This is a genomic window from Flaviaesturariibacter aridisoli (genome assembly GCF_004343705.1).
GTDB classification, from domain to species: Bacteria; Bacteroidota; Bacteroidia; order Chitinophagales; family Chitinophagaceae; genus Flavisolibacter; species Flavisolibacter aridisoli.
On the sequence record NZ_SKFH01000073.1, the window covers coordinates 1 to 2078 of the forward strand.

2 protein-coding genes are annotated in these 2078 nt (G+C 59.8%); both read left to right on the forward strand.

Annotated elements, in window-relative coordinates; translation table 11 throughout:
• The coding region (locus tag E0486_RS18375) for a cupin domain-containing protein (RefSeq protein WP_165917415.1) at nt 1-318 on the forward strand (318 nt) is incomplete at its 5' end.
• A gap of 617 nt (nt 319-935) precedes the next feature.
• Nucleotides 936-1613, forward strand: a complete 678-nt coding sequence (locus E0486_RS18380) for a hypothetical protein (protein ID WP_131853652.1) — start codon at nt 936-938, stop codon at nt 1611-1613.
• The last annotated feature ends 465 nt before the right edge of the window (nt 1614-2078 follow it).

Below are 2078 nucleotides of genomic sequence, written 5' to 3' on the forward strand. Positions count from 1 at the left end.
GTGCTCGAGGGTGATCCTTCCAAAGAGGGCCCCTTTACCGTGCGCCTGCAGATGCCCGCCAATTATACGATACCGCCGCATACGCACCCGACCATCGAGCACGTGACGGTGATCGAAGGCAGCGCCTATTTTGGGATGGGCAACACCTTGAACCGCGGTGCCGCCAAGCAACTGAAGCGGGGCGGCTATGCCGTGCTGCCGGCCAACATGGCGCACTATGCTTTTTCGAAGAGCAGGGCCGTCGTGCAGGTGCACGGTATGGGGCCCTTCGCCATCACCTACATCAATCCAGCCGATGACCCGCGCAACAAGCACTAACGGGTAACGCCGGGCCGGCAGGCCCGGCGTTCGCTTCCGGGGCACCGGAACGGGCGATCGGCGGGGTATTTTCGTCCGCGATGATCGCCTATTTCCGAGGAGAGCCGGACCGCGCAGGCACGGGGGGCACGCGACGGCGCAGCGAAGGGCGGCACGGCGAACGGGCCGAGACCTACCCCAACCTGCAATCGGTTGATAATCAAAAGCAAAATGCTGTTGTAGCCGCGGAACACGCTATTGTCGCCGCGGAAGCATCTAATGGACCCGCGGAGGCCGCTAACGTCGCCGCGGAGCCTGCTGTTGGACCCGCGGAGCCATCTATCGCCGCCGCGGAGGCATCTATCGTTGCCGCGGAAGCATCTATCGTCGCCGCGGAAGCATCTCTCGTTGCCGCGGAGCCATCTCTCGTACTCGCGGAAGCATGGCCCGTCGGCGCGGAGGCATCTGTCGTCGTCGCGGAAGCAACTGTCGGAACCAGGGGCGGGTCTGCTGGCGCGGAAAGCTACCCATTTGTTTTTTCCGAAAGATGAGTTATATTGGTCTTGTCTTCCGCCCCCTTTGAAACCGACTGCTACCTTAAAAACACTTTTATTTTTTAACGCTAAAATTTAAAAGTGATGACCAAAGTTCAAAACCGTTACATCGCCATGTACGGCGCCATTCTCTTGTTTTGCAAAGAAAATCAGGCCCTGGTTGCACTCAGCCCGGCGTTTCAAAAGGCAGTTTTGTGGCTGAATGGGCAGGTGAACCGCATCGATGCGGCGGTGCTGCGCCAGCAAAAGAACCAGCAGGGCGGCGGCGCCAAAAAGACGACGCGCGAGATCATTTGCGCCACCGGTGCCGTGCTGAGCTCCCTGGCAGCGGGCTGGGCCAACGAAGAAGGGCTTGCCGACATGGAAGCCCGCAACACCTGGACGGAGCCGAAGCTGGACAAGCTCTCCGATGCCCGCCTGCACGCGGTGTGTACCCTCATTGCGGAAGATGCCCACACGGCCCTTGCCGGCGGTGCCGAAAACGGGATCACCGACGAATCAATCACCGGCTTCACTGCTGCCCTGGGCCTTTTCAAGGAAGAAAAAGATGCGCCGCGCAAAACCACCACGGCCCGCAGCACGCAGACCAACGAGTTGAAGAAACTCATTGCACAAACCAACGACGGCCTCAAAAAGCGGATGGACCGGAACGCTGCGTTTTACAAATCCAAACACCCGGAATTCTATTTTGAATACAAGGAAGCCCGCAAACTGATCGACCCCGCATCGAGGCCGAAGAAGGAAGCGGTGAACGAAGCTTGATGTGTCATCAGGTAGATAGTTTTTGGTTTAGATACCCCGTGATGAGCGGGGTATTTTTTTGTCCCGCCTTACTGCAAATGTGCCCTGCGCCGCACACGGTTTATGCGGCCCCTCCCACGGCGCGCATGCCTCTGGCATGCATCGATGCCATCCGCCCCCGGGGATTTCATCCCGGGTTGTGAAGCGTGCATGCCTCCGGCATGCGGGGGGATTTGCCATCCGTCGTTTCGTTTCCCGGGATTTCATCCCGGGTTGTGAAGCGCGCATGCCTCCGGCATGCCGGGGGCTGTCGTCCGTCGTTTCGTTTCCCCGGGATTTCATCCCGGGTTGTGAAGCGTGCATGCCTCCGGCATGCCGGGGGGGATTTGCCATCCGTCGTTTCGTTCCCCCGGGATTTCATCCCGGGTTGTGAAGCGTGCATGCCTCCGGCATGCCGGGGGGGATTTGCCATCCGTCGTTCGTTCC